The 26,278-nt window shown below is 47.5% G+C and carries 23 protein-coding genes and 1 pseudogene; 17 read left to right on the top strand and 7 right to left on the bottom strand.

Annotated elements, in window-relative coordinates; translation table 11 throughout:
* Positions 1–426: 426 nt before the first annotated feature.
* Positions 427–606, top strand: a pseudogene (locus S2091_RS24825) (PLP-dependent aminotransferase family protein); the annotation flags it as partial.
* Between the two features lie 213 nt (positions 607–819).
* Here S2091_RS24825 and S2091_RS15890 read toward each other — a convergent pair.
* Both S2091_RS15890 and S2091_RS15885 read right to left on the bottom strand, forming a co-directional pair.
* Complete coding sequence (locus S2091_RS15890; protein ID WP_105532937.1) at positions 820–1,377, bottom strand: retropepsin-like aspartic protease family protein; 558 nt, start codon at positions 1,375–1,377, stop codon at positions 820–822.
* Positions 1,378–1,557: 180 nt separating this feature from the next.
* Positions 1,558–1,929, bottom strand: a complete 372-nt coding sequence (locus S2091_RS15885; protein WP_105532936.1) for a hypothetical protein — start codon at positions 1,927–1,929, stop codon at positions 1,558–1,560.
* 648 nt (positions 1,930–2,577) lie between these two features.
* On the opposite strand from S2091_RS15885, the gene S2091_RS15875 reads away from it, so the two are divergent.
* The 5 genes from S2091_RS15875 (at position 2,578) to S2091_RS15855 (ending at position 4,897) form a co-directional block, all read left to right on the top strand.
* Entirely contained in the window at positions 2,578–2,901 is a 324-nt protein-coding gene (locus S2091_RS15875; protein ID WP_105532934.1) for an ArsR/SmtB family transcription factor, read from the top strand.
* The gene (locus S2091_RS15870) at positions 2,898–3,305 is read left to right on the top strand and encodes an SRPBCC family protein (protein ID WP_105532933.1); all 408 of its coding nucleotides are present in this window, start codon (positions 2,898–2,900) and stop codon (positions 3,303–3,305) included. The genes S2091_RS15875 and S2091_RS15870 overlap by 4 nt, the downstream gene beginning before the upstream one ends.
* The gene (locus tag S2091_RS15865; protein ID WP_105532932.1) at positions 3,302–3,853 is read left to right on the top strand and encodes a cytochrome b; all 552 of its coding nucleotides are present in this window, start codon (positions 3,302–3,304) and stop codon (positions 3,851–3,853) included. Before S2091_RS15870 ends, S2091_RS15865 begins: the two co-directional genes overlap by 4 nt.
* Positions 3,854–4,012: 159 nt before the next feature.
* Entirely contained in the window at positions 4,013–4,360 is a 348-nt protein-coding gene (locus tag S2091_RS15860; protein WP_105532931.1) for a hypothetical protein, read from the top strand.
* Between the two features lie 12 nt (positions 4,361–4,372).
* Entirely contained in the window at positions 4,373–4,897 is a 525-nt protein-coding gene (locus tag S2091_RS15855) for a hypothetical protein (RefSeq protein ID WP_105532930.1), read from the top strand.
* A gap of 29 nt (positions 4,898–4,926) precedes the next feature.
* On the opposite strand, the gene S2091_RS15850 is transcribed toward S2091_RS15855, so the two are convergent.
* Positions 4,927–6,174: a site-2 protease family protein gene (locus S2091_RS15850; protein WP_207769724.1), complete on the bottom strand. Its 1,248-nt coding sequence runs from the start codon at positions 6,172–6,174 to the stop codon at positions 4,927–4,929.
* Positions 6,175–6,304: 130 nt separating this feature from the next.
* Here S2091_RS15850 and S2091_RS15845 point away from each other — a divergent pair, with 130 nt between their 5' ends.
* The 6 genes from S2091_RS15845 (at position 6,305) to S2091_RS15820 (ending at position 17,961) form a co-directional block, all read left to right on the top strand.
* Positions 6,305–8,884: an alpha/beta hydrolase family protein gene (locus tag S2091_RS15845; protein WP_243405455.1), complete on the top strand. Its 2,580-nt coding sequence runs from the start codon at positions 6,305–6,307 to the stop codon at positions 8,882–8,884.
* Positions 8,885–9,052: 168 nt separating this feature from the next.
* Positions 9,053–10,684 carry a S41 family peptidase gene (locus S2091_RS15840; RefSeq protein WP_165795004.1) on the top strand — a complete coding sequence of 544 codons (1,632 nt, stop codon included), beginning with the start codon at positions 9,053–9,055 and terminating at the stop codon, positions 10,682–10,684.
* A gap of 425 nt (positions 10,685–11,109) precedes the next feature.
* The gene (locus S2091_RS15835; protein ID WP_105533005.1) at positions 11,110–12,927 is read left to right on the top strand and encodes a cytochrome c biogenesis protein DipZ; all 1,818 of its coding nucleotides are present in this window, start codon (positions 11,110–11,112) and stop codon (positions 12,925–12,927) included.
* A gap of 9 nt (positions 12,928–12,936) precedes the next feature.
* On the top strand, positions 12,937–13,548 hold the full coding sequence (gene msrB, locus S2091_RS24720; RefSeq protein ID WP_341477004.1) for a peptide-methionine (R)-S-oxide reductase MsrB: 612 nt from the start codon (positions 12,937–12,939) through the stop codon (positions 13,546–13,548).
* Between the two features lie 33 nt (positions 13,549–13,581).
* Positions 13,582–14,289, top strand: a complete 708-nt coding sequence (msrA, locus tag S2091_RS15825) for a peptide-methionine (S)-S-oxide reductase MsrA (protein WP_105532927.1) — start codon at positions 13,582–13,584, stop codon at positions 14,287–14,289.
* A gap of 402 nt (positions 14,290–14,691) precedes the next feature.
* Complete coding sequence (locus S2091_RS15820; RefSeq protein WP_105532926.1) at positions 14,692–17,961, top strand: transglycosylase domain-containing protein; 3,270 nt, start codon at positions 14,692–14,694, stop codon at positions 17,959–17,961.
* 6 nt (positions 17,962–17,967) lie between these two features.
* Here S2091_RS15820 and S2091_RS15815 read toward each other — a convergent pair whose 3' ends face one another.
* Both S2091_RS15815 and S2091_RS15810 read right to left on the bottom strand, forming a co-directional pair.
* Positions 17,968–18,645: a SanA/YdcF family protein gene (locus S2091_RS15815; RefSeq protein WP_105532925.1), complete on the bottom strand. Its 678-nt coding sequence runs from the start codon at positions 18,643–18,645 to the stop codon at positions 17,968–17,970.
* 80 nt (positions 18,646–18,725) lie between these two features.
* The gene (locus S2091_RS15810) at positions 18,726–19,070 is read right to left on the bottom strand and encodes a zinc ribbon domain-containing protein YjdM (RefSeq protein WP_105532924.1); all 345 of its coding nucleotides are present in this window, start codon (positions 19,068–19,070) and stop codon (positions 18,726–18,728) included.
* Positions 19,071–19,294: 224 nt separating this feature from the next.
* Between S2091_RS15810 and htpG the strand changes: the two genes are divergently transcribed.
* Positions 19,295–21,202, top strand: a complete 1,908-nt coding sequence (gene htpG, locus S2091_RS15805; RefSeq protein ID WP_105532923.1) for a molecular chaperone HtpG — start codon at positions 19,295–19,297, stop codon at positions 21,200–21,202.
* 96 nt (positions 21,203–21,298) lie between these two features.
* On the opposite strand, the gene S2091_RS15800 is transcribed toward htpG, so the two are convergent.
* Together S2091_RS15800 and S2091_RS15795 are read right to left on the bottom strand one after the other, a co-directional pair.
* Entirely contained in the window at positions 21,299–21,757 is a 459-nt protein-coding gene (locus S2091_RS15800; protein ID WP_105532922.1) for an outer membrane lipoprotein, read from the bottom strand.
* A 102-nt stretch (positions 21,758–21,859) separates the two neighbouring features.
* A complete protein-coding gene (locus S2091_RS15795) occupies positions 21,860–22,303 on the bottom strand; it encodes an Mpo1 family 2-hydroxy fatty acid dioxygenase (protein WP_105532921.1) in 444 nt (147 codons plus the stop codon).
* A gap of 116 nt (positions 22,304–22,419) precedes the next feature.
* On the opposite strand from S2091_RS15795, the gene S2091_RS15790 reads away from it, so the two are divergent.
* Genes S2091_RS15790 through S2091_RS15775 form a run of 4 tightly spaced genes read left to right on the top strand, consistent with a single transcriptional unit; the run spans position 22,420 to position 25,909 of the window.
* Positions 22,420–23,223, top strand: coding sequence for a spermine/spermidine synthase domain-containing protein (locus tag S2091_RS15790; protein ID WP_105532920.1), 804 nt, complete (start codon positions 22,420–22,422; stop codon positions 23,221–23,223).
* A gap of 7 nt (positions 23,224–23,230) precedes the next feature.
* The gene (gene tfpB / locus S2091_RS15785; RefSeq protein WP_105532919.1) at positions 23,231–25,000 is read left to right on the top strand and encodes a type IV pilus assembly ATPase TfpB; all 1,770 of its coding nucleotides are present in this window, start codon (positions 23,231–23,233) and stop codon (positions 24,998–25,000) included.
* A 28-nt stretch (positions 25,001–25,028) separates the two neighbouring features.
* Positions 25,029–25,466 carry a hypothetical protein gene (locus S2091_RS15780; protein ID WP_105532918.1) on the top strand — a complete coding sequence of 146 codons (438 nt, stop codon included), beginning with the start codon at positions 25,029–25,031 and terminating at the stop codon, positions 25,464–25,466.
* Between the two features lie 26 nt (positions 25,467–25,492).
* Positions 25,493–25,909: a hypothetical protein gene (locus tag S2091_RS15775; protein WP_105532917.1), complete on the top strand. Its 417-nt coding sequence runs from the start codon at positions 25,493–25,495 to the stop codon at positions 25,907–25,909.
* Positions 25,910–26,278: the final 369 nt, after the last annotated feature.

Genomic DNA, 26,278 nt, shown 5'->3' with positions numbered 1-26,278 from the left:
ACCTGTAACAACTACTCAAACGACTTTCGTTAAGGCGTTAAGCATCCTCCACATCATCACGAGCGGCTCAAGGCGCTGCCACGCGTTAGATCCAAAAGGATGCTTTCTTCGGTAATACATTTGAGGTTGTGCTAAGGGGAAATCAGGGAAATCCTGTCCCAACGAGATACGGCATCAGCTAGCCATTGCGATAAGAGCGCCCAATCCTTTAGCAAGGCAGACACTACTATCACGGATAATTAATAGTCAATTATTTTGTCAGTTTATTAAAAAATCTAGAATTTGCACCACAATTGTCATGGCTTAGTCATATCCGTTTGATAGTTTATTAAGATAATCGTCAAAATTATCTTCTCCAAAATACAAGTATTTGAGCTAATTTATCGAAAAATTCGTCAACTAAATTACCTATTTATCGTCGCCAGCTGCGACACCAACGCGCTGGCCGAGGCGGCATTAGAACAAGGAATTTTACTGTCACCGGGAAGCATGTTTTCACCGAACCAGCAACCATCTACGCGGATGCGAATTAATGTTGCCGCAATGACTGATCCGCTGGTGTGGCGTTTTTTGAAGGAGGAAATTAAGGTGCGGGGTTCGCATTAGAACGAATTTAATGGCCTGATGAATCTAGGTTGTTGATATGACGATTATTCTCAATTTTTACGGATTGTCGTTTTTTAGTGAGTAGAGTGAATAAAATTTTCGTGCCGCCTCCAGTCGCTCAAAAATTAAATGGCTGCGCACATTAGTTTTTAAAAAAATTTACTTCTGTGAGATGTAACTCAACATATTTACGTTAAAAATATAGTTGCCAATTTAACGCTTACTTAAGGTCATATTGCCATTTTCATTGGAAAATTTAAGCTGACTCAGCGCACTCATGCCGATCAGGGTCGGCGCATTGGCAACGATAGAAATTTCAACGTTATACAGTTCAAATTTTCCAACCTTAATCACCGGAATCGTCTTATTCGCCGATCTGATTACGCCATTTGCAGTTTGCATATATTGCGCTCTAAAACCTTCGCCCGCCAAATGCATCTTGATCGCAGTTTCCAGTGATACAACCACAAAGGTTGCGCCGGTATCAATGAAACCCGGCACCGTAACACCATTAATAGTTAACGTGGTGCTGTATTGATGGCCGCTGTTGGCGTACAGTGTCAGACTGTCCGATTGGTCTGAATTTACAGCAAAGGTGCTGCTATTGGTGCCGGGCGGACAAACATCTTGTTGGTAAAATATGGAGCCGTCGGATCTTTTGCATTTCTGAATAGTTGAATCACCAAAGGCTTGCAGCGAACTGGTCAATAGGGAAAGAAAAACGCCGATTATTAGCCAGGAATTGAGCGTTACTTTTGTTTGGATAGTCATACTGTTTCCCTGACAGGTCCGATTTTGTTAATTGGGTGTTTTTATAATCTAAATAAATTGTATATGCTATCTGACCGTCAAGTTCGTACGGCGAATGTGGTCTTTCACCTCTAAAAAGGATTCAACGAACCTAGCTGAATACTATTTAGGAGGCGATTATTCTATAACCTAATACGTCATTTACTCTTGCTTACCTGTAACAAGATTGTAGGTAATGTTAGGGTTTAGACCAGTTGGCACCGCAAGAATTCCAAAAATGGGCGGTAGGAAAATTGCCTTCACCCGCAAAACTGGACGCAGACGCCCCTCTTGCGTTGTTTTACCATCTTCTTCCAAACGATATTGAATGCCTTTGTTCGGTGGTACGCCCATGGATTCCCATCCAAATGCATAAGTATCTACTGTCCCATCAGGTTCAACTTTAACTGGTTCAGGGCGTCCTCCCAGGTAGAGTTTACTTCCCTCTGGAATTACGAAAGTTCCCTGAGTTGAGCAGGCGGACAACATGAGAATGCCGCAAATTGCAACTGCGTTAGTAATTTTGGAGATCATATAATTTTTCTGAGTTGGTTATGATTAATGCAGCGATATTTGCATGAATCTGGAGTAATAGATGTTGCAAAGCGTGGAAGACTATCGCCCATTTGAGTGCTCCATCAATTTTGAATGAGCGACCGTTACTGAGAAGACGCTCGCATGTCCGCACTGTGCCAATTTTGTCATTCACAATGCACTGAGCTAGTAAATCGCTCACCTACTGCGCTATTTCCATTCTATCAATTATGTTAATAAAATGAAATATATTTCAACTGGCAACTCTCTCTTTATGTGTAAAAATCAAAATGAGAATCATCATGAAAACCACAATCAATTTCAAGATTTCGTTGTTCGTAAATTACTCAAGCTTGTAAGATCATCGCTGCCGAGCTAGGTATTTAGCATTAAAACTTTACGCGAATTGGAATGAGCAGTTGACGCAACAATTAGAGCTCCACAGGTCTAAATGCATCGCGGCGAAATCGTAAAAAGGCGTTAAATTCTTCCTTGTCGCACCAACAAAAAAGTAACGAAAATCGATTAAATTGAGTTCAAAACGTGCGGAAAATATTCCTTGATTATTCATAACCAGTTGGCTATGCTTCATTACAACCAGCAGTTTCATGAAAATCGAAACAAAGTTTACCTAGATGAGGATTAGCAATGCACGCCGAACCAACAGCCGTTCTGAAAATTTTGTCTGATCCAACCCGGCGTGCCATTTTTGAGCGCTTGAGCAGAGACGGCGAAATGACTGTTCATGCCTTAACGGATCCATCTGGAGTATCACAACCTGCGATTTCGAAACACCTTGCCGCGCTCAATCAAGCTGGTTTGGTTCGCGGCAGACGTGCAGGTCGTGAGACCTATTACAGCGCCGAGCCGAAGGCACTGGCGCCACTGATTAACTGGATCAATTTTTACTCGACCTTCTGGGATAACCAATTTGACCGTTTGGAAGACTTATTAAAAAGGATGGATCAATGATGCAAACCGATGAAACCAAAACGTTGATTGTTGAGAGGGAAATGCCGCATCCTCTCGAAAAAATCTGGCGTGCTCTCACACAAGGCCCGCTCATTGAAGAATGGCTGATGAAGAACGACTTCCAGCCGATCGTGGGCCACCGTTTCGATCTTCGCGCAGACTGGGGTGTCGTACACTGCCACGTTCTCGCGGTCGAACCAAACAAAGCGCTGTCCTACGCATGGGAAGCCCTTGGTCTCAAGAGTGTTGTCACTTGGACTCTCACTCCTACTAGTACGGGGACCCATCTGCGCATGGAACAGTCGGGTTTCAGGCCAGACCAGCAACAGGCCTACGAGGGTGCAAAATACGGGTGGCAAAAATTCTTCGCCGCGCTCGATCGCGTGGTTGGGGGACTGTCATGAGCCGCGCCATCGCTTCGCGATACCAGCCGGTACTCGTCGCGCTGCATTGGCTGATTGCGCTGATGATCATTGGCCTTATGTGCGTTGGCTTCTTCGTGCTTGAAGAAATGCCGAACATCGATCCGAAGAAACTCGACATCCTGAAGTTGCACATGGCGGGCGGCATGTTCGTGTTCGTATTGATGATCCTGCGCGTCATTATCCGCACTACAAGTGCCCGTCCGGCCCCGGCGGAAAGTGGTTCGCCTCGGCTCAATCGGCTTGCATCGATTACGCACTTAAGTTTATATGTGATCGTGTTCCTGATGATCGCCACCGGGTTTTCCACCGGCTACGTGATTCGCGGCGCATTTCAGCCCAATGGCGCTCTGCCTGACACTTTCTCAGTACTCCCAACGTTCCAGGCCCATGCGATTCTTGCAACGTTATTGGCCCTTCTTATTACCGGGCATGTTGTGGCAGCGCTCTATCACCATTTCGTGTTGAAAAATGGTCTTTTCCAGCGTATGTGGATAGGAAAACGTACGATCGTTCCTGACGAAAAATAGAATGATATTGCCACTAAATATTCAAACCTCTACTATCGCCAGGCCAGTTCTTTAAACGTGAAAAGAGGCTCAATCAAATTTAACCAAGGAAGAGCCTTATTGCACCACATAATCATGTGCTACACTTATTTATGTGTAAAAATCAAAAGGAGACTCATCATGGCAACCACAGTCAATTTCACCGGTTCCGTTGATCGTGATTTACTCAAACGTGTAAAGATCATCGCTGCCAAGACGGATACCTCAATTAATGCTTTGTTTAATGCCGAATTGCGTTATCTGGTCGAAACGTTTGAGGCGGCAGAAGCTGGTAATAATCAAAATTTCAGAACCTTGTTGGATTTTTCTCTTGGTCGTATTGATGATGTCGCGGTGATGACACAGTTGGGAATTACTGGCGCAGAAGACTTATTTTTGCTGATGGCGCAAAGTCATTTGCCAATGCCGAGGTTGCCGGAAGAGGTAACGCAAAGCATGGCCAATGATTTGCATACACTACTTCCTTAAGCTGATCCGGCCATGACTGCTTCAACCAATATTATTTTATTACCCGACGCCGGCCCCTTAATTACGTTGGCGTACGCTGATGCGCTGGATGTATTGTTGCTACCGGGTTGGTCAGTACAGTTGGTGGATATGGTGTTGCATGAAGTGACCCGCAATGTTACGCCGACTAGTGAAAAGCTGGCGCAATGGGTTGTTGACAAGCAATTATCCGTCTTGCCAACTAAGACTTTTGCGCATTATCAGAAAGAGAAAATTAACTCTTTAGTGAAAACGGCTAATTTGGGCGAATTGGCAATTCAGGAAGTAATGAACGGCTTTGCTTTAGCGAAGCCGCTAAAAAACGGTGTATTTTTGTTTGAAGATCATAAAATTGCCCGTGCCAGTTTTTTGCTACCGGATAATTGTCGTAAGGTGAGTACCCGCGCCTTTTTACTGTTTCTTGAGCAAAAAGACTGGATAACATCAAGTGCCGAAATAGAACGCCGAGCGATACAGGCTGGTCGTGCTTTTTCTCAATTACACTTTCCACCTGAATAATTCTTTCGATTAAGCTGACCTGTCCTGAATTAGCTTTTCAAAATATGCATAGGCATAGTCAGCATCTCATCACCATGACCGGCGAAATAAACAATTATCCCAATTAAGCTGGCCACCAAAGCGCAATACCACACTGCTGAAAATATCTGTCCGTAACGATCTAACGGCAGCAAATGGCTGTTGTGGCGGGTACGCCATTCCATAAAAATATCAAGGCAACCTATCAATAGAAAGAAGCCAAGCAAAGTCAGGTGAAAGGTGTAACACAGCACCACACCGATGAGCGCGCCGAGAATGCACAGCACAATACCAAAAGTGTTATTCATGGAAAAGCTGATGCTCTTTAATATATGCCCACCGTCCAGCGGCAGCACCGGCAGCAAGTTGAACAAATTAAACATGGCATTAAATACCGCCAAACCGGCAAAGAACATATTGTCGCTAAACCAAAAAGCCACCATGCAGGCCAGCGACATTAGCAGCCCAAAACACGGCCCCATCATAGAAATCGCTACGTTTTGCCAACGCGTATTGATTTTATCTTCAGTGACTGCTGCTCCACCCAAAAACGGGATTAGATAAATGCCTTTGGTCTTCATTCCAAAATAGCGCATGGCACGAATATGGCCGTACTCATGAAACACTAGGCAAGTGATTAATGCCACCGCAAACTGAAACGAAAACAACCACGAATAAGCCGCCAGACTAACGCCAGCCAAGATCACCTTAACGACCTTGGCGCTTTTTAATAACTTCATCAATAACGCACCGAGACCAATAAAACTAAATGGCTTGCTGGCTTGGGCAGTCTGGGTTGGCACTTGTTGCTCAATATCTTTGGTGTTGCGCTGGCCTTGAGCGACTAATTCATCGTTGATGAAAAACTGGTAATCCAGATTAAATGGTTGCCAGATCAACGAGCTTTCCAAGCGGCAACGCAATCTGCTTAAATCCGGCTGTTCCGGGTTGGTGTTCAGCTTCAATTCGGTCTGTAATTCAAATTCATGAACGCGGCGGTTTTCGGTGTCCGCCGTAGCAGCCAGTTGCGAAACCAGGGTACTGCCCAAAAATAATTGCTGCCAACCCGCCATTGAGCCAGTCAATATTAGCGGTTGCCCCAGGCAATCGAGTTTTAATAATTCCACGTTACTTTTCCTTTGAGATGCATCCAAACAAGAGCCGAAGTATCCCTCTGCTGGTGCTGGTTTGTCAAAATCTTCATAAGTGGCGACAGATGTAACAGCCGCTAGCCACCTAAAACGGACTATCAAACCCATGTCGAATTCGAGATAGCATTGCCAGTTAGTTTATGGCAGGATACACAATTCAAGCTTGCTCACAAGCAAAGAATATCGTGAGCAGATTAATGTGTGTGGGAGTAATGTACTAAATTAAAAAGGAGGTTTTATGCAATCAGTCTGGTCAGTTAAACGACTACCCAAAAGCCGTGCAGTACTAATGAGCTTATCCATGCTCTTGCTTGCCCCAGCGAGTTCAATCGCTACGTCAATGGATGCTCAACCAAATGCAGCAACAGCGTCAGCAGCACTATCTGGCTACAATCAGCCGCCAAAAAATATTTTAGATGTGATGCACGCGCCCTCACCACCGACAGCCAGTGTCAGCCCGACGCAAGACATGATGTTGCTGGTTTCTATGCAGGATTACCCATCCATTTCACGCGTGGCAACTCCTTTCTTACGCCTTGCCGGTGTGCGTGTCGAATCAAAAAATCACAGCAAACACGACACTCCCGGCGGTTATGGAATTACTCCTTGTGCCAGTAGCTTCGAACTGGTGCGCATTGCAGACGGCAAGCAAACGCCTGTAGCACTTCCTGAAGGCGCATGCCCTGGTGTGCCGATTTGGGCGGCGGATGGGAAGCACTTCGCCTTTATCAATATTGCAGCCGAGGCGGTCGAGCTCTGGGTTGGTGATGGAATGACTGGTGCAGTACATCGCGTTCCGGGCGTACGCCTCAACCCCATGCTCAACGACGAACTGCAATGGATGGCTGATCAAAAAACACTCTTGGTCAAACTCGTCCCAGATGGTATGCCGCCGCCACCTCCTGAACCACTCATTCCTAGCGGTCCGAGCATTCAGGAAACTGACGGTTCAAAAGGACAAAGCAGCACGTACGAAAACCGCGATACGCTTGGCAACAAGCATGATGAAGACCTATTCGATTACTACGCCACTTCACAACTTGCCTTGGTTGATGTCAGCAGTTCAGTCATTACACCAATCGGTAAACCGGGTAATTATGAAACAGTCGATTTGGCACCGGATGGACAGCACTTGTTGGTTTCCACGATCAGAAAGCCTTATTCTTACGTAACAACTTATGAGCGCTTTCCAAAAACAATTGAAGTCTGGTCAGCACTTACTAGCGAGCAAATAAGCAAGCAACATATCGCATCAAATCCACTCGCCGATCGCGTGCCGATTCACGGCGTGCCAGTTGGTCCACGCGCATTTTCCTGGCGTGCTACCGATCCTGCCTCACTGATTTGGGCTGAAGCATTAGACGGCGGTGACTGGAACGTCAAGGTTCCGGCACGCGATAAAGTGCTGATGCTGAAAGCGCCGTTTACATCACCGGCAGTTGAAATCACGCGCACCGAACAGCGTTATGTCGGATTCATCTGGAGCGAACAGCCTAGCCTGGCAATTTTGACGGAGTACGATAACAACCGTCACTGGAGACGCAGTTTTACAATCAACGTGGATGAAAAACCGGCCAAGCCGCGCCTGTTCTGGGATATGTCTACCGATGAAAAATATGAAAACCCTGGCATGCCGGTAACTCGCCAACTGGCAAACGGTGCGTGGGTAATGCGTCAAGATGGTGATGCAATCTACTTATCCGGCGCTGGTGCTTCGCCAGACGGAGATCGCCCATTCCTGGATCGATTCAATTTTAAAACGCATAAAGTAGAACGCCTGTTCCGCAGCGACAAAACTTCTTATGAACGGTTTTTGTCCTTTAATGGATCAGACACGCAGACTTTTTTAACCTGGAGTCAATCGATAACGGATACGCCGAACGCGTTTGCCCGAACTCTGGGAAAAGCAATCACTGCGCCAAAAGGTGAAGCTGCGTATGCATCTACCAGCGTTGCGATTACTCACATTCCAGACCCAACACCTGAAGTGAGAGAGATTAAAAAACGCCTGGTTAAATACAAACGCGCCGATGGACTTGATCTGTCTTTTACCTTGTACACACCACCTGGTTACAAAGACGGAACGCGCGTTCCTACCATTTTGTACGCCTATCCACTTGACTATGCCGATGCATCCAAGGCTGGGCAAGTAACCGGCTCGCAAGCAACTTTCACGCGCTTACGTCAATACAAACTGTTGCTGTTGGCGGGTTACGCGATCATCGACAACGCGGCATTTCCTATCGTCGGCGATCCTAAAAAGGCCTATGACACATATATGGAGCAACTCGTTGCGGATGCCAAAGCGGCAGTCAATGAAGCGGTGCGCTTAGGTGTTGCCGACCCGGACAGAATCGGCGTTACCGGACACAGTCATGGCGCGTTAATGACTGCCAACCTGGTGACACATTCGGATTTGTTCCGAGCCGGTGTTGCTACCAGCGGTTCTTACAACAAGACGCTCACGCCGTTCGGTTTCCAGAGTGAACAAAGATCGGTTTGGGAAGCCAGCGATGTTTATCGTAAAGTGTCGCCGTTTTTCTATGCCGATAAACTCAAAACACCGCTGCTGATTGTGCACGGTGCGGACGATGCCAATCCGGGCACAACACCTTTGCAAGCGAGCAAACTCTACGAAGCGATTCGCGGTAACGGCGGTACAACTCGCTTAGTGATGTTGCCGCATGAACCGCATTGGTATACAGCGATGGAATCGAATGAGCAGCTTATTTACGAGATGATTCGTTGGTTCGATAAATATGTGAAAAACGCCGATGTTAAAAACGCCGCATCAAAACCAGTAGCGGTAACGCCTTAAAAAAAACCTTACGCAATCAACCGCGGTAGGGAGTTCACAAACCGAGTATTCTTGGCGACTTTACGATGCACAAGAAGTGCCCGATTTGTGAACGCTCGGCCAATCTGATGTTTGGCTTAATTTCTGACTTAACAAAAAGCCGCTACTCGAAACATGATAGGAAAAAAATTGAAAAAAATAATTATTCCAATGCTGCTGGCTGCGACTTTGTCCGCCTGCGGTGGCGGCGGTGGTGGCAGCTCCAGCAATACGAGTTCAGGGACTTCGGGCAGTACAGGCTTCCCCCCATCGACAAGTCTTGCCGAACAATGTGCAGTACCGCGTCCGGCTGGCACCATCAATCCCGTCACCGGTCAGCCATATAATGATGTTCAGGGATCATTAACCACGGAAATGGCCTGGATTGCGTCGTACGTCAATGAAACCTACCTCTGGTATAACGAAGTGCCAGTAGTGAGCTCAAGCCCTTATGTGCTCAATGCAACCGTGCCTTACGTCAACCCGACCACCAACGGCCAATCAACTGAAACCCTGGCCAGTAACTACGATGTAGTTGACGCTTATTTCAACAGCCAGCGCACGCCGCTATTCACGGCTTCCGGCAAACCCAAGGATCAATTTCACTTTACTTACACGACAGCTGCTTGGCAGGCTTTATCCGCTGCAGGTAATCAGGCAGGGTTCGGTTTTGAAGTTGCGCTTCTTTCTGCTAGTCCGCCAAGACAGGCTTTGGTGGCATACACATCACCAGGAACTACGGCGACCCAAAACAACGTGCAACGGGGCGCGCAAATCTTGACGGTCAACGGGGTGGATGTCGCCAACGGCACTGATCTTGCGACGCTGAACGAAGGTCTGTTTTCTCCGGTAGCGGGTACTTCCTATACCTTCCAGATTCTAGATCAGGGCAGCAGCACGCCGCGCACCATTACCATGACGGCGGCCAATATCACTTTGACGCCAGTACAGAACGTCGGCACCTTGCCAGCCCCAAATACTTCAGTTGGCTACATTCTTTACAACGATCAAATTGCCACTGCCGAGAGCGAACTGATTGCAGCGGTTAATCAGCTCAAGGCAGCAAACAACGGCGCAGGCATTAGCGATCTGGTACTGGATATTCGCTACAACGGCGGCGGCTTTCTGGACCTCGCCAGCGAAATGGCCTTTATGATTGCCAGCCCGGCCGCCACATCAGGAACCGTCTTTGAGCAAGATACCTACAACAACAAAAATCCATTCAACTTCACTACAGCACAAACAACTGTCCCGTTTTTCAGTGTGTCGCAAGGTTTCTCGACCTCGATCCCTGCAGGACAAGCATTGCCGCAATTGGGGTTATCCACCGTGTATGTAATAACTGGAGCCGGTACCTGCTCGGCGAGCGAGGCGATCATGAATGGATTGCTTGGCGTCGGCGTAAAAGTTATCCAAATCGGCGCGACCACCTGCGGCAAACCTTACGGCTTTTTCCCGCAAGACAATTGCAGCACCACCTATTTCGCGATCCAGTTTGAAGGCGTGAATAACCTCGGATTCGGTGCCTATGCAGACGGCTTCATTCCCGGCGGCACCGGCAGCACCGCCAACAACTTACCCGGTTGCCCGATCGGCGACGACTTCAGCAAACAGTTGGGTGACCCGACCGAAGCAAGACTTGCTGCCGCATTGCAGTATCGAAACACCGGCACCTGCCCCGCTCCATCAGCCACAATACTGAAACAACTGAAGCAAAATGAGCCGATCTTAAAACGCTCACCGGCTCGGGAAAATCGGATACTGCGCAAGCAGCTCGATTAACGAAGGGATGCATTAGCTGGATGATGTTAGTTGATGAAGCGGCCATTAAAGTCGGGCGCGACATTTAAATAACATCATCCACGTTTTAGAATTGGTCCAGATTGACTTCCTAGAGAGCCATTTACGGCTCTCTTCCACTACATTGCCCTCAGCGGCAAAGCTTTAGCCAGCGTCCTAATGGCGTTATCTGTTACACAATCCAGCATTTCATCAATGATGGCGCCCATCTCTTTTTCCTGCGCCCCTCCAGCCTGCACTGCATTAACAAAAACAAAACACTTTATTCCAAACACCGTAAGCCCATTTCACGTGTGAAGTTTTAAATACTTCTACAGCCTTGTAAGGTTTTGATCGCTAATCCGACCTATGGTTAAGAAATGCTTCCCAAGTGTGAATCTACAATTTTTCCAATTTTAGGTGCCGATATGATTTTAGTGCTGCTGGTGTTTTTAGGTGGTGTATTAACCATCCTTAGCCCGTGTATTTTGCCGGTGTTACCGTTTGTTTTCTCTCGTGCTGAACAGCCATTCTTAAAAAGTGGGCTGCCGATGCTAGTCGGAATGGCAATCAGCTTCACTGCCATTGCTACGTTAGCGGCAGTCGGTGGCGCATGGGCTGTGCATATTAATCAATATGGCCGCATTTTCTCCCTGATATTACTTACGCTATTTGCGCTGACCTTGTTATCCAAACGATTGGCAGATTGGGTATCACAGCCGTTTGTCGCCGCCGGTAACCGTTTGCTACAACCATCGACACCATCCGCCTCATCAGGCGGGCTAGTACGCTCGCTGGTGCTGGGCGTTGCAACGGGTCTGTTGTGGGCGCCTTGTGCCGGACCAATTTTAGGACTGGTGTTGACTGGTGCCGCTATCTCAGGCCCCAACACACAGACCACTTTATTACTTTTCGCCTACGCTGCAGGTGCAGCCACTTCGCTGGCGTTGGCAATTCTTGTTGGCGGACGCGTGTTTTTTGCACTCAAAAAAAGCCTGGGCGCCGGTGAATGGATACGTCGCGGTTTGGGGATTGCCGTATTAGGTGCCGTGACCGCCATCCTGTTCGGCTGGGATAACAGCATACTCACCAGCTTATCCACTGCCAGCACCAACAGTCTGGAGCAATCACTAGTCAATAGCATTCATCAAAATACGCCAGCGCCGGAAGCGGACACCAGCATGGCCATGGGCGGAGCGATGACGGGGGCAATGGCTGCCAACAATTCAATGATGATGTCGAATCAGGCAAAATCACCAAAACTACCGATCGAAGGCAACTTACCTCAACTGAATGGCGCGACCTCCTGGTTGAATTCGGCGCCACTTACGCCAGAAGCGTTACACGGCAAAGTGGTATTGGTGGATTTCTGGACTTATTCCTGCATCAATTGCTTGCGCTCGTTACCTTATGTGAAATCCTGGTACGACAAATATAAGGATCATGGCTTGGTGGTAATCGGCGTACACGCTCCCGAATTTGCCTTTGAAAAAGATGCAGATAATGTGCAGCACGCGGTAAGGGATCTGGGCGTTCAGTACCCGGTTGCGCTCGACAACAACTACGCCATCTGGCAGGGATTTGATAATCAATATTGGCCAGCCCACTATTTCGTTGATGCGCAAGGACAAATTCGCGGCCATCATTTTGGCGAAGGGAATTACACCGAATCGGAACAGACCATACGTCAGTTACTGACCGAGGCTGGCTATACCGATTTACCACCGCTGACGGCGTCAACTCCGGCAACTGACAGTCAGGCCACTGGTGTTCAGGCTGCCTCTGACGAACAACATATTCAATCGCCAGAAACTTATATCGGTTATTCACGCGCAAAAAACTTTATCTCTCCCGACGGCATCAAACAGGATAGCCCTCAATCGTACACATTGCCATCTGAGCTAAAGCTGAATCAATGGGGTTTGTCAGGAAACTGGACCGTAGGACAAGAACAAGCAGTACTCAATCAGGCGTCGGGGAAAATAGCATTTCGATTTTTAGCGCGCGATTTGCATCTGGTGGTAGGCCCCGGCAAGAATGGCAAGCAAGTACGTTTCCGTGTGCTACTGGACAGAGCTGCGCCTGCGATGAATCATGGCACCGATATTGATGCGGACGGTAACGGTACGATCCACGAACAGCGCCTGTATCAGTTAATACGTCAGTCAAAACTGGTTGGCGAACACACTTTTTCTATCGAGTTTCTAGACAAGGATGCTCAGGCATTCTCATTCACGTTCGGTTAGGAGGGCAAGATGATCTCAATTCATAAACCTCAACAGCAGGCTGATAAACCGGCTAACCAGATTGCACCCACGCGTCGTGCCGTTATGTTGGTTGGCATAGGTGCTTTGCTAGCAAATGCGCCACTCGCAAGAGCGATAGCAGCGGCACTCTCGGCGCCGCCCCAAACTTCTCTGGTCGCGATTGAAAATTTTTCTGCAGCAGGAAAAAGTACCGGCGTAGTGCGCTTACCCAAGCTGGTCAAAAGTGACGCGGAATGGGCCAAGCTTTTGCCGGTTGCTGCCTACCAAGTAACACGTCATGAGGGAACCGAGCGCCCATACAGCGGCAAGTATTGGAACAATCATGCAGACGGCATTTATCACTGCATTTGTTGCGACACAGCGTTATTTGATTCAAAAACAAAATTTGAATCAGGAACCGGTTGGCCCAGTTTTTGGCAGACGATTTCTGCCGTCAATGTGATCAAAAATACCGACACCACTTTAGGCATGCAGCGTGATGCCATTTCATGCCGGTTATGCGATGCGCATCTCGGCCATGTATTCGACGATGGTCCGGAACCAACCGGCTTGCGGTATTGCATGAACTCAGTAGCGCTGGTTTTTGCGGCCAGAGCCTAAAGTTATTTAACTTATCTAATTCAGGAGTCCGACATGAAATTTCCAAACTCGCTACTAACTTCCCGCAGCGTCATCGCGCTGCTTTTTTGCCTGACAGCGGTAGCCTGCAACGCAGCGGAAGCCCCGACTGTCATCGCCGCTCCCGAGTTTGACAGCCCGAAGACGAAGGGACCACTGCAAACGGCGGTATTTGCTGGTGGCTGTTTCTGGGGCGTACAAGGAGTGTTTGAACATGTGCGCGGTGTGCGCAAAGCAGTGTCCGGTTATGCCGGTGGCAGCAAGGCCACTGCACAATACGATACAGTCAGCTCGGGGCGCACTGGGCATGCCGAATCAGTACAAATCACCTTCGATCCGGCAGAAATTTCTTACGGTGAATTGCTGCATATTTTCTTTTCGGTAGCACACGACCCGACACAGCTAAACCGTCAAGGCCCGGACAGCGGAACACAATATCGTTCTGCTATTTTCTATACCGATGAAGCGCAGAAAAAAGTGGCGCAGACTTACATCACGCAATTAATTAAATCGCATGCCTATCAACATGACATCGTCACGGCTGTCAGCGCATCTGAAGGTTTTTATCCGGCCGAAGATTACCATCAAGATTTTCTGATTCATAACCCCACATATCCTTATATTGTCTACAACGATTTACCGAAAATAAATAACCTGAAACATATTTTCCCGGATTATTACCGCGGACAACCGGTGCTGGTGAACAACAGTGCGAGTACATAGGAACGTTGATAGGAGGATTAACACGAATAGGGTATGACAGGCGCAGGAGTGTCCATTGGTTACTCCTGCGCATGCCAGCTGCCCTTTACAACGCGTGTGTTTCTCAGTGAAAAACAAGCCAATTCATATACCCCTCTATTTTTTGAAAAAATTTAACGTAACTAATGACTCTTAGCTCGATAAAAATTACTTTTTTTGACAGTATATAAAGTCATCAATGTAATTATTTACCTATAGATCAATTTAATTACTTATACGCTCTGGTATATAAAACTGGCATTCCTCATTAAATAATTTCGCTGGCAGCATGAATTTATTTCAGTCTGCATAGATATTCGCCCTTCCCTTGTCTATCCTGAATACATGCTCATTCCCATTGGTTCAGATTGACTTGGTGCCACCATGCTCAGAGAACGTTTACGGTCCGTCCTGTCTGCTAAATTCATCAAACCGGTTGCAATCTTGCTATTGGTGATCATCAGTATTGTTGCGTACGAACTACACACGTCGCGGCTACAGGCTTGGTATCTGGCACGTTTGGGGCATCAACTGAGTTTTCATGTTGAACCCGGTTCCAGCCCGTCGATCCGCTATCCAGGAATTGGTCCTTATGATCAGCGACTGGGCTATACAGAATTGCCATCCTATCTAGATCGCTTGAAGCTGCGTGATTACACCGTGGTTGAACAGGCACGTTTATCGCCACGCATGAGCCAGATGGCCGACCGAGGTTTATACGCGCCGTATGCGGAAAAAGATCAGGCCGGTCTTAGCGTGTTGGATTTCAATGGCGCGCCAATTTATACCACGAGCTATCCTGAGCGCATCTACTCCAATTTCAACGTACTGCCGCCTTTGGTAACTAATTCGCTGCTGTACATTGAGAACCACACCCTGCTTGACCCAAGCCAGCCGCTACGTAACCCGGCAGTGGAATGGGGGCGGTTTGCGCATGCTGCGTGGGATCGTACCGTGTACTTTCTTAAACCCGGTTACGAATCACCCGGCGGTAGTACCTTGGCAACCCAGATCGAAAAATACCGACATTCACCGGAAGGCCGCACCGCCTCGCCTATGGAAAAAATGCGACAGATGTACTCCGCTTCGGTGCGTGCCTACCTGAACGGGGAAGACACCACGCAGGTACGGCGGCAACTGGTCGTTGATTATGTCAACACCGTGCCACTCAGCGCACGAGCAGGCTTTGGCGAAATCAACGGCATTGGCGACGGCTTGTGGGCTTGGTATGGGCGCGACTTTAAAGAAATTAATCTTCTGCTCGCAAGCAATTCATCCGCACCGCTAGCGGCGCGCGCGCTGGCTTATAAAGAAGTGTTAAGCCTGTTCATTTCACAACGCAGCCCATCCTATTATTTGGCTAGAATTGACGAGCTGGAAGCACTCACCGATTCTTATTTACGTCTAATGGCCAGCGCCGAGGTGATCACACCAGCTTTGCGTGACGCAGCACTGGCACAGTCGCTCAAACAGCAAAAAGAGCACGTCCGGCCGCCGCCTGCACCACCCGAACGTAAGGGGGTGAATGCCGTACGACTGAATCTGGCAACGCTGTTAGGTGTGCCGCGTTTGTACGACCTGGATCGATTGGATATAACTGTCGATAGCGCACTGGACGCGCAATTGCAGCAACAAGTGACGACCGAGTTGCGCAAACTACGTGATCCGGCCTATGCAAAAAAAGCAGGCTTAATCGACTTCCAGTTACTACAGCATGGCGATCCACATGGCGTAACCTATAGTTTTACGCTATTTGAACGCACCCCGGGCGGTAACCGGGTACGGGTGCAAACCGATAACTTTGATCAGCCCTTTGACATCAATAAAGGCGTCAAACTCGACCTCGGTTCTACCGCCAAACTACGTACCTTAATTACCTATCTGGAGATCGTCGCCGATCTGCATCGCTTATACGTTGATCTTCAGCCCAAGGCACTGAAAAAGGTCAACGTAGCGCCGCATGATCCGATCAAACACTGGGCGCTGCAATATCTGGTAGACGCCACTGACCGTAGCCTGCCAACGATGCTGGAAGCAGCGCTCGACCGCGAATATTCAGGTAATCCTGGCGAACAGTTTTTCACCGGCGGCGGGGTGCAAAGCTTTGAAAATTTCGAAAAATACGAGAACGATCGCACCTATACCGTTCGCGAAGGATTACGCTATTCCGTCAACTTAGTCTATGTGCGTCTGATGCGCGATATTGTGCATTTTTACATGTACCAAGTACCCGGCTCCAGCGCACATTTGCTTGGCGACGATGACGACAACGACGCCCAACGCGGTGAATACCTGAAACGCTTTGCCGATCGCGAGGGGCGCGTTTTTATTGCCCAGTTCTATCGTAAATATCATGGCATGAGCGACCCGGATGAAGAGGAAACGCTGGCTCAGGGAATACACCCGACACCTAAACGGCTGGCAGTGATTTTTCGCAGTATCGCCCCCGACGCCAGTCCAGCTCAATTTGCTAAATTTGTGAATACCTATTCACATTCGGCTGATCTGGATGCCGATGAACTGACCAAACTTTATGACAAATATTCGCCGCAACGTTTCGGCCTGGCCGACCGTGGCTACCTGGCAGGAGTGCATCCGCTGGAATTATGGGTAGCAGGTTATTTGCGCCAACACCCTAAAGCTACCTTCAGCCAAACCGTCGAAGCAAGCAGCACTGAGCGGCAAGAAGTCTATAAATGGTTGTTTAAAACCCGACACAAAAACGCGCAGGACAAACGCATTAAGCAGTTACTTGAAGTGGAAGGTTTTCAAGGAATTCACAGGGCCTGGAAACGGCTAGGCTACCCGTTTGATTCGCTGGTACCCTCTTACGGCACCGCCATCGGTGCCTCGGCCGACCGCCCGGATGCGCTGGCTGAATTAATGGGAATTATCATGAACGACGGTGTGCGTTTGCCGACTGTGCGTATCGACAATGTGCATTTTGCCGTCAACACGCCTTTTGAAACTGTGCTGACCCGTACTCCGGCCGCCGGTGAACCGGTGCTACTGCCCGAGATCACGTCACTAATCAAACCGATATTGGCTGAAGTCGTGCAATTAGGCACAGCCAAGCGGTTGGCCGGTGTCTTCGCACTACCGGATGGCACGCAAATTCCAGTGGGTGGAAAAACCGGCACTGGCGATAACCGTTTTAAGATTTTTGCCAAAGGTGGCGGTCTGGTGTCAGAACGCGTAGTCAGTCGTTCTGGTGCTTTTGTGTTCTATATTGGCGATCGCTATTTCGGCACGGTGGTCGCTTATGTGGCCGGGCCCAAGGCAGCGGAATACAAATTCACCAGCGCTCTGACGGTACAAATACTTAAAGTACTCGCCCCCACTCTGATGCATCGCTTCAATGAAATTGCGGCTGGCCCATCTCCGAATGAACTACGTTATCTCAATACGGCACTACAACAGGGGAAACAAAAAGCCGAACTTGCAACTACACCTACGTCAGTTAACTTCAAATCGATACTTGCAACAGAGCTGGCCTGCCCAGCATCCGTCACGCAAATCGGTGCGAACTGGCCTAATCACAAATCGGCAGATAATCCAGACGTACAGTGGGAGATTCTAGCTGGCTTACATATTGATTTATGTTTGCCGACGTTAATGCAGCTCGCGCAGTTCTCTCCGCGAATTTCGCCGTAAAAATCGTCAGATTGATGTTGCCAGCTTCGGTGCCAGCGGCACAACTATAGGCAAACCAAGATGTTTGGGCGGCAGTTCTACGGCGATATCCAACATCGCCTTAACCCGCGCTAAGGCTTCACGTACTTGCTGACGCACTTGCCACCAGTTTGGCGCATCGGCAGCAGCTAAACCGGTAGCATCCAGGTGCATGGCTGAGGCTAAATACAAAGCACGTTCCAAATGCTCACGTTGCGAAACGATAACAACGCGCTTAAGGCCAAAGATTTTTCCAGCGCGAGCGATGGAGTCATAGGTACGCAAACCAGCATAGTCACAAGTGATGAATTCTGGCGGAATTCCGGCAGCAACCAAATCACGCTTCATCCGGTCTGGCTCATTGTAGTGCGGGGTGGAGTTGTCGCCACTTACCAGCACCGCTCGCACTTTTCCAAGTTGCCAGAGCTGAACAACGGCGCGTATCCGTTCAACGTAAAAATAATTTGGCTTCGACCCAATCTGCGGGGAGGTGCCGAGTACTAGCACCACGTCTTGATCAACTACCTGTTCCGCCTGCGCTACGATTTTATTCTTAGCCACATCGCTAATCCGCCAATCGGCCAGCACAATGATCAACATCGCACAGCTGATTAATAAGCCAATTGAGCCAACCACGCACCAGCAGATAAAGCGTTTTGTCATCATGGGGACCAGATAGGATAGGATTAGACGGGGGTAGTAATACTGAATTTGGACTCAAGTGTTCAAACTCAATTTTGCCAACATCACACTTTCTTAACAAACTCCGTTTTCAGGCTCATCGCGCCAAAACCGTCGATTTTGCAATCGATGTCATGGTCGCTATCAACCAGACGAATATTTTTAACCTTGGTGCCCATTTTGACAACACCACCGGAGCCTTTTAATTTCAAATCTTTAATCACCGATACGGTATCGCCGTCTTGCAATTCGTTACCGGCGGAATCACGATAAACTCTCTTCCCTTCGTCAGCCGTAGCAGCAGCCGCTTGAGCGCTCCATTCATGGGCACATTCTGGGCAAACATACTGACCGCCATCTTCGTAGGTAAATTCAGAATTACATTGGGGGCATGGAGGTAAAGTGCTCATATTAGTGTCCTGATCATTGCAAAAAAAGAAGTAAGTATACTGTATGCCTAGTCTAAACCCTGTATTTAGCTAGTAAGCAATAAACCGCATGCTGCGTGTTTTAAGCCTTGTCCCCTTGAAATAGTTTTTTTCAGCCTCATTTCATGCACACTGAACTTGCGCCGCGATTCATTTACGATCGCATCACTTAGCGCAAGCCCCTCCAACTTTATAAAAGGACAACCATGGCTGGTCACGAAAAGCAAACCCTCGGGTTTCAGGCAGAAGTAACCCAACTTTTGCAATTAATGATTCATTCGTTATATTCAAACAAAGAAATTTTCCTCCGTGAATTGATTTCTAACGCATCCGATGCTGCCGATAAGCTGCGTTTTGAAGCAATGAATAACGCCAGCCTGTTTGAAAACGATTCTGATTTACGCATCAAAGTCACCTTCAACAAAGAAGCCCGCACCATTACCATTTCCGACAATGGTATCGGCATGAGTCGCGACGACGCAATTACGCATCTGGGTACGATTGCTAAGTCCGGTACCAAAGAATTTTTCGGCAAGTTATCTGGCGATCAACAAAAAGACGCAGCCATGATTGGTCAGTTCGGCGTCGGCTTTTATTCCGGCTTTATCGTCGCCGATAAGATTACCGTTGAAACCCGTCGCGCCGGAAGCACTGAAGCCGTACGCTGGGAATCTGCTGGCGCTGGTGACTTCAGCATTGAAGATATTGAAAAAACCAGCCGTGGTACTGACATCACCTTGCATTTGCGTGAAGGCGAAGAAGAATTTTTGTCATCATGGAAATTAAAATCGGTTATCCGTACTTATTCCGACCATATCTCTCTGCCGATTTTGATGCAGAAAGAAGAATGGGATGAAGAGAAAAAAGAACAGGTAATCAAAGATGAATTTGAAACCGTCAACCAGGCCAGCGCATTGTGGGCACGGAGCAAATCCGAGATCACGCAGGAACAGTATGACGAATTCTACAAACACGTTTCACATGACTTCCAGGCTCCGCTGACATATACCCATAACCGCGTTGAAGGTCGCAGCGAATATACGCAGTTGCTCTACATTCCAGCACGCGCACCGTTTGATTTATGGGATCGCAACAAACGCGGCGGCATTAAGCTGTACGTAAAACGCGTATTCATCATGGACGACGCTGAACAATTAATGCCGGTGTACCTGCGTTTTGTAAAAGGTGTGATTGATTCAGCTGATTTGCCGTTGAATGTGTCACGTGAAATTCTGCAAGAATCGCGTGACATCAAGTTCATCCGCGAAGGTTCTACCAAACGTGTTTTAGGCATGCTGGAAGAATTGGCTAACGCCGACGAGCAAGAGAAAAAAGACCAATACCAGACTTTCTGGAATGAGTTTGGTCAGGTATTAAAAGAAGGCACTGGCGAAGATGCCGGTAACAAAGATCGCGTTGCCAAATTACTGCGCTTCTCTTCAACTCATAATGACAGCGAAGCGCAAACCGTATCATTCGCTGACTATTTAGCCCGTGCCAAAGAAGGCCAGGACAAGATTTATTACGTGACGGCAGAAAGTTTTGCAGCGGCTAAGAATAGTCCGCATCTGGAAATTTTCCGCAAAAAGGGCGTAGAAGTATTGCTGTTGACTGACCGCGTGGATGAATGGATGTTGTCCTTCCTGGCTGATTTTGAAGGCAAGGAATTAACATCAGTGGCTAAAGGTAGCCTGGATTTAGGTTCACTGGAAGACGAAGCCGAGAAAAAACAGCACGAACAAACTCAAACTGACTATGTTGACTTAGTCGGCAAGATGAAAACAGCGTTAGAAGGCAAAGCCAAAGACGTGCGCGTAACGTTCCGTTTAACCGATTCACCAGCTTGTTTGGTCGCTGATGAAAATGAATTATCCGGTAATCTGGCGCGTATGTTAAAAGCAGCCGGACAAGCTGCACCAGACTCAAAACCGATTTTGGAAATCAACCCGGATCATCCCTTAGTACAGCGTTTGAAATATGAAACCGCCAAGTTTGACGATTGGGCGCATATTTTGTTTGATCAGGCGATGTTGGCAGAAGGCGGTAATTTGAATGACCCAAGCGCTTATGTAAAACGCTTGAATGAAATGTTGTTGGGCATGGCTGGTAAATAATTCAGTCATTAAAACAAAAAAGCGCGCATCGTTAAAATGCGCGCTTTTTTGTTTCTGAATTACTGCTGGGTTACTACTTATTCTTTACGTTAAAACTCAATGCGTTACACGTGTAGTACGTCCGCCTGATAATAAACGTACCCGATCACCCACATTAAATTGCTCGTCAGCATCTTGCACGATGGCGGTTAAATTACCATTGTCCAATTTAACGGTGATTTCCAAACCAGGTTTAGTATTCATGTTTTGCTCTACATGTTGACCAACCAAACCACCAACAATCGCGCCGGCAATGCCTGCCGCCACTGCTCCGTTACCTTGACCGATGCTGCTACCTGCAGCAATACCACCGAGCGCCGCGCCACCTAAGGTACCAACACCAGACTGACCGTGGTCAATCATCACATTACGAATCGACTCAACTACGCCCATACGCACACTTTGTTCACCCATAGTCTGGCGAGATTGATATACATTGGCAGAATTTGGTGTAACCGCACAACCGGTTAAAGCAGCGATACTCAACACACTTATTAATAATAAAACTTTCTTCATTTGTTTCTCCATAAGAATCTTACACATACCAACTATTGTGTAGCCACTGACTCAAGCAAACAAGAGTCAGGATGTTTCACTAGCATCCATAATTGTAACAATTTACAACGCGAAATGGCATTTTCGATATAAAAATCCCAACACAAATAAGGGGCCAATCAACAAAAATCGCACATCCTCAAAGAACGACGGCTTTTTACCTTCTAGATAATGCCCAATAAATTGACCTATCCAAGCCAGCACAAACACGATAATTGATAAGGGCAAGACCCAACTTCCAGGCAATGCATACAGCAAACCAAGCATCAAAAGGCTCATGATTAACATTCCAAAACACAGCCGCGGTGAAAGCGTGAAGTAATAAACTAGAGCAAGCACAGTGACTGCTACCGCCAACAGGGGATGCAATGACCAAAACAGACCCAAAAAAGTCCACATAATGGCTGGCACGCAAATAAAATGAATTAACTCATTGATAGGGTTCTGGTGGCTCTCTGAATATTGCTCAATTAAAATCTCTACTGGCTTTTTACTGACTTCCTCCATATCATCCTCCTAAAATTTGTTAACTATTTTTAATGCCAGTAAGTTTGCACTTAATTATAAATAGTCGCAACTGGCTACACTACTATTTACGAAACTGATAACACCTTACAATCATTATGCTGATAAAACGAAAATCCATCGAAGCGCAAGCCAACACAAAATCAGGTGTTAATAACTCACCAAAACGCAAAGTAAAGTACGCCCCTGTAACGCTGTCAGAAATGGATGGCTGTCGTTACCTGCATTTTGGAACGGAATGGGTACAAGGTGCGATGCGCTTAAGAAAACCAGATTGGCTGGAACTGGAATATGCACAACAAATGATGGCCTGGATGTTGTTTATCGAAAAACCGCAACAGATAGCACAACTGGGTTTAGGCACCGCCTCACTCACCAAATTTTGCTACCGTCAGTTTCCACATGCACAGGTCACCGCAATTGAACTAAACCCATCGGTTATTTCTATTTGCCAAACCATGTTCAAATTACCGGACAACGACGCCCGCTTGCAGGTACTGGAAATGGACGGTGAAGAATTTGTCAATGAAACTAGCCGTTACGGCACGCTCGATGTTTTACAAGTTGATGTATATGACGCGACCGCGCGCGGACCAGTTTTAGACAGCGCCGAGTTTTACCAAGCCTGTTCCGATTGTTTAAAACCGGATGGCATCATGACGGTTAATTTATTTGGCGACCATCCGAGTTACCTTAAAAATATTAAGGCCATGAAATTCGTATTCGACCAAGTGATTTGCCTGCCGGAAGTGCATGATGGTAATGTGATTGCGATTGCGTTCAATACTAAAGTAAAGTTCGACTTTGCAGCACTCCATGAACGCGCTGCACAAATTAAACTCAGCACCAAGCTACCCGCAAAATCATGGGTAAATGGCATTCAACTTGCGATGCAGAATTAAGACCGACATGACTAAACATCTCGACTTACAACACATTTTAAATTGGCTGATCCATGATGGCATTCTCACCAAAGAAACGGCGAGAGCGCAATATCCCTTAGCGCAGGCAATCTTAAAAAATGCGCCGATGAGCATGCACCCGCTCACCGCTTTAGCGCAATGCAAACTCACTGCTATCACCTCGCCGGGCACCCATTTAAATCTTGACTGGCTGACTGAATGGCTAGCCAAACGGGTCAAGCTGCCGTTTTACCGGATTGATCCGCTGAAGGTTGATTTCACCAAAGTCGCCGATGTGATGTCCGCTGTTTATGCAGCGCGTTTTAATATTTTACCGGTTGAAATCACCGCAACCAGCGTCACCATTGCCACTTGCGAGCCGGGCAATACCGAATGGCATGATGAAATTGCCAAAGTTACGCGCCGTGAATTAAAACTTGTGCTGGCGAATCCGCTCGAAATTTCACAATACATCGCACAATTTTTTGCGCTGGCGAAGTCGATTAAAAACGCCAGCAAAACCAAAGGGCAAGACGTTGCATTACGCAATAATTTTGAACAATTGGTTGAACTCGGTAACTCGAATAAACAGCTTGATTCCAATGATCAGCACATCGTCAATATTGTCGACTGGCTGTGGCAATATGCGTTCGAGCAGCGCGCATCGGATATCCATTTAGAGCCAAAACGTAGCATGGCAGCGATCAGGTTCCGGATCGACGGTGTTTTGCATCAGGTATATCAAGTGCCCGTTACCGTAATGATCGCCATGACAGCGCGAATTAAATTGCTAGGCCGCATGGACGTGATTGAAAAACGACGTCCGCAAGATGGCCGGATTAAAACCCGTACCAATGCTGGGCAAGAAATCGAATTACGGCTTTCCACCTTACCAACTGCGTTTGGTGAAAAAATGGTGATGCGGATATTTGATCCTGAAGTCGTCGTTAAAACCTTGCCGGAACTCGGCTTCCCTACTGAAGATGCGCTGCGCTGGAAACAGCTTACAGAAAAACCGCACGGTATTATTTTAGTCACCGGCCCGACCGGTTCAGGAAAAACCACGACGTTATACACGACCTTAAAAGCCCTGGCGACTTCTGAAGTTAACGTCTGCTCAGTAGAAGATCCGATTGAAATGGTCGAGCCGTCATTTAATCAAATGCAGGTACAACACGGAATTGATCTTTCATTTGCGGACGGTGTACGTGCCTTAATGCGGCAAGATCCAGACATTATTATGGTCGGTGAAATTCGCGATTTAGCCACCGCTGAAATGGCGATTCAAGCAGCCTTAACCGGTCACTTGGTATTTTCCACCTTGCATACCAACGACGCACCTTCGGCTGTGATGCGCTTGCTCGAATTAGGTGTTCCGTATTATTTGCTGGAAGCCACGCTAGTCGGCATTTTGGCACAACGCCTGGTGCGGACGTTATGCCCAGTCTGCAAAACACAAGATGCAGATCTACCAGAACCAATCTGGATGACTTTGTCAGAGCATTGGAATATACCGAAGCCAGATAAAATATACCGGCCAGTAGGTTGCCCGGAATGCCGCCAAACCGGTTACCGGGGCCGCACCGGTTTATATGAACTAATCACCGTCAGCCAAGCCTTTACCAAATTAATTCGCCCTGAAACCGACTTAAATGCCCTGCGTGTACAAAGCATTAAAGATGGCATGAAACCGTTACGCATAGCCGGGGCTTATAAAATTATTGAAGGATTGACTAGTTGTGATGAAGTATTGAAAGTAACCTCTACGCTGACTTAATTTAACTTACTGATGGCTGTAACGAAGAATGAAAAAAATTAGCATTAATCCTATAGCGTTATTTCCTTTAACCGCGCTGCTATTTTTCGTGCTGCCGAGTCAGCAAGCTTATGCGCAAACAAAGACGGCTCAAGATTTGGCACCGCTGAATCTTGATACCGCCCAAATCGCTAAAGAGATAAGTCATGATGAGCATGATGAGCACGTAGAGAAACACACTGAAACTCTCTCAGCTGCCCCAAATAAATTTACTGAAAGTTTTTCCAAAGCTGCGGTGGTACGCAGAGGTCCGCCAACTGTGGAAGAAATTCATGAGCAGGGTACGACTGATCGAGTGGACAAAGTCATTCCCGTTTGGGGTGACGAATATTGCGTGTATTCACCGTCCCAGGGAAGAACAGATGGAATAGATCCAATTCAAACCGGTATGCCGACTCAGTTCCGTAGTTGCCCACATTACTTTTAACATTAGTTTTTAATCGGTTTCAAAAAATGAACCCAAGCTCCATCTCTAATTTTAAATTATTCTTTCTGGCAGCGTCGCTGCTGAGCCCTTTTGCAAGCGCTCAAGTCGCAGAGTCAACGATGCCAACACAGCAAACTGCACCGCTTAATCTCGACACAGACAAAGTAAGCAAGGAAATAAGCCAGGAACAGCCGGTGTACCTGATAAAAAAGGATACGTTATCAGCCGGTGAGAACGCCTTCACGAATACGTTTACGCAAGCAGAAAAGAAGGTGAAGGTGTCAGGCGAAGTAGAAATTGGAGTAGGCACCTCACAACGCGTAACCAAAGTAACGAATCCCAATGGTAGTTATTGCGTGTATTCACCGACAGTAGCCAGAACCGATGGCGTTGATGAAATTCAAAATGGCTTACAAACCCAAGTGCGTTCTTGCCCGCAATAGTATGATTTATTGACTGAGTAATGCACCGAGCTAGCTGAAACTTGTATGTTTGGTTGTTGCCGTTGCAGTTGCTTTTGACCTACCCCCACTTCTAGTTCGGCCGGTTTTTCTAAGGAAAAAAGGATCAGAAAGGTTCGCTGTCTGAGCGCAGCGAGTTTCGAACTTTTCCCTTTTTTTCTTAGAAAAACCGGGGTTTCCGAAATAGCGTGGTCGCCTTTTTTGGCCTACCTTTTTTGGCGACGTGTTTAGACGTGGGACATAGGTAACGGGTGTATCCAGACATGGGTAACACATTTAAGCCGAATTAGTTGCAGCGCGCAAGTCGATTTTAAGAATCTTCTGGCGACAGTAAAATACATTAAATACACC

This window comes from Solimicrobium silvestre, from assembly GCF_002976435.1.
Taxonomy (GTDB): domain Bacteria; phylum Pseudomonadota; class Gammaproteobacteria; order Burkholderiales; family Burkholderiaceae_D; genus Solimicrobium; species Solimicrobium silvestre.
The sequence above is the reverse complement of the archived record's forward strand: the minus strand, read 5'-3'. Positions and strand labels throughout refer to the sequence as shown.